Source organism: Puniceispirillum sp. (SeqCode) (assembly GCF_965657105.1).
GTDB lineage: Bacteria > Pseudomonadota > Alphaproteobacteria > Puniceispirillales > Puniceispirillaceae > Puniceispirillum.
Window position 1 is genome coordinate 1 of the sequence record NZ_CBFHNB010000108.1, and the last position, 2,727, is coordinate 2,727.

Below are 2,727 nucleotides of genomic sequence, written 5' to 3' on the forward strand. Positions count from 1 at the left end.
GGCATCATTGGACACAGGTTCATTTGACACATTTGTGCTTCCTGATGGTATGATTGGTGACTCACTTCCACAGGCTATTGGTCCTGATCTTGATGGTTCATTTGGAACTATCCCAGGTACAGACAGCCCAGGTGCTGCAAAGTTTGCAGAGCTTGCCATGGCCGCTGGCTTTAAAGACGGCCCCTTCGCGGCTGAGTCTTATGATGGTGCGGCTTTGATCATGCTGGCCATGCAGGCTGCTGGTTCAGCTGAAAGTGCTGATTTCAAAGGTAAGGTTATGGATGTTGCTAATGCGCCAGGCGAAAAGATTTATCCTGGTGAGCTAGCCAAAGCGATGAAGATCATTGCTGATGGTGGTGATATCGATTATGTCGGCGCGTCTGCGGTTGAGCTGATCGATGCTGGTGAGTCTGCTGGTAACTACAAGGAAATCCTTGTTAAAGGCGGCGAGATCACAACAGCACGTTTCCGCTAAATTCTGTATATCTATGATCCAGACATCATTGGGTGTCTGGATCCCTTTATTATTTTGTAATTTTCATGATAGTTATTGATAACATAAGTAAGCATTTTGGTGGCATTAAAGCTGTCAATAATGCATCAATGGTGATTGAAACAGGTTCGATTACCGGGTTAATTGGTCCTAATGGTGCCGGCAAGACCACCTTATTCAACGTCATTGCTGGGGTCTATAAGCCTACATCCGGACAGGTGTTTCTTGACGGTGAAGATATCACCGGCTTTGCCCCACATGAATTGTTTGAAAAAGGCATGTTGCGAACGTTTCAGATCGCGCATGAATTCTCGACATTAACTGTGCGCGAAAACCTGATGATGGTGCCAGGTATGCAATCTGGCGAGCGCCTGATCGACACATGGATCAATCCGGCACGTGTCCGTTCTGAAGAAGCTGAGATTCGGGCGAAAGCCAGTGACGTCATTGATTTCCTGCAAATTAGTCAGGTGGCTGATGAATTAGCAGGCAATTTGTCGGGCGGACAGAAAAAACTGCTTGAGCTTGGCCGCACGATGATGGTCGATGCAAAGATCGTGTTTCTGGATGAAGTCGGTGCAGGTGTAAACCGCACATTGCTTAATTCCATCGGGGATGCCATTTTCCGCCTGAACAAGGATCGCGGTTATACGTTCTGCATGATTGAGCATGACATGGATTTTATCTCCAGATTATGCGACCCCGTCATTGTCATGGCCGAGGGTAGTGTGCTTGCAACAGGCACCGCGCTTGAAATTAAGGCGAATGAAGACGTCATCGAAGCCTATCTTGGCACCGGATTGAAAAACAATAAGAGAGCCAAAAAATGAGCTTTCTGATTGGTGATAAAATGACTGGTGGATATGGCGGTGCCGATATTCTGCATGACTGCACAATAAGTGTTGAACGCGGCGAGATAGCTGTTGTTGTTGGGCCAAATGGTGCCGGTAAATCAACTGCTATGAAGGCCATGTTCGGAATGCTTGATTTGCGGGCAGGCAAAGTATTATTTGATGGTGAGGATATTACCAATTTGAAGCCACAGGATCGGGTGCTTAAAGGTATGGGTTTTGTGCCGCAAACCAGCAATGTCTTTACCAGCATGACGGTTGAAGAAAATCTTGAAATGGGCGCCTTTATCCGCCGCGATGATATTGCCGAGACAATGGATCAGGTCTATGGGCTGTTTCCCATTTTGCATGAAAAACGCTTGCAGCCTGCGGGCGAGCTGTCTGGCGGTCAGCGTCAGCAAGTGGCTGTTGGCCGGGCTTTGATGACAAAACCTAAAGTGCTCATGCTTGATGAACCTACTGCTGGCGTATCGCCGATTGTCATGGATGAGTTGTTTGACCGGATCATTGAAGTCGCGCGCACCGGCATTGCTATTTTGATGGTTGAGCAAAATGCCAAACAGGCGCTGAATATCGCTGATAAAGGCTTTGTCCTTGTGCAAGGTGAAAATCGTTATACCGACACGGGGTCGGCATTGATGGCTAATCCTAATGTGCGCAAAGCATTTCTGGGAGGGTAGTGATGGCTGATGTTCTAAACCCTCTGGCTATTCTGGCAAATTACATTCTGGTGCCTGGGCTGGCTTATGGCAGCCAGCTGGCACTTGGTGCCCTGGGCGTAACGCTCATCTATAGTGTTTTGCGCTTTTCGAATTTTGCGCATGGTGAAACGATGGCTTTTGGGGCCATGATTACGATCATGGTGACCTGGTGGTTGCAATCACTGGGCGTCAGCATAGCCCCGCTACCAACAGCATTATTGGCTTTGCCGGTTGGTATCTTGGGGACAATCATCCTGTGCCTGACAACGGATCGGGTGGTTTATCGCTATTATCGTGAACAAAAGGCGTCACCCGTTACATATCTTATTGTTTCGGTTGGCGTGATGTTCGTTACGGGCGGCCTAATCCGTTTCATTATTGGCCCGAATGATCAAATATTTGGCGATGGCGCCCGCTTTATCATGAAAGCGCGTGCCTTTAAGCAGATGACCGGTCTGAATGAAGGGCTGGCGATAAAAACATCGCAAGGCGTAACAGTGATCACGGCAGTCATTGTTGTCGCGGCTGTGTTCTGGTTTTTAAACCGGACACGGACAGGTAAATCGATGCGCGCCTTTTCTGACAATGAAGATCTAGCGCTTTTATCGGGTATTAATCCAGATAGAGTTGTGATGATCGCATGGATTATAACAGCGGCTTTGGCAACAATTGCGGGTACTTT

3 protein-coding genes and 1 pseudogene are annotated in these 2,727 nt (G+C 48.0%); all 4 read left to right on the forward strand.

Features of this window, described 5'->3' with window-relative positions; genetic code table 11:
- Nucleotides 1-475, forward strand: a pseudogene (locus tag ACTF7Q_RS10465) (ABC transporter substrate-binding protein); the annotation flags it as partial.
- 65 nt (nucleotides 476-540) lie between these two features.
- Nucleotides 541-1,323 (forward strand): ABC transporter ATP-binding protein, encoded by a 783-nt coding sequence (locus ACTF7Q_RS10470; protein ID WP_438997777.1) that lies wholly within the window; start codon nucleotides 541-543, stop codon nucleotides 1,321-1,323.
- Entirely contained in the window at nucleotides 1,320-2,024 is a 705-nt protein-coding gene (locus ACTF7Q_RS10475) for an ABC transporter ATP-binding protein (protein ID WP_438997778.1), read from the forward strand. The genes ACTF7Q_RS10470 and ACTF7Q_RS10475 overlap by 4 nt, the downstream gene beginning before the upstream one ends.
- A gap of 2 nt (nucleotides 2,025-2,026) precedes the next feature.
- Nucleotides 2,027-2,727, forward strand: a 701-nt coding sequence (locus ACTF7Q_RS10480) for a branched-chain amino acid ABC transporter permease (protein ID WP_438997779.1), incomplete at its 3' end; no start/stop codon positions are given.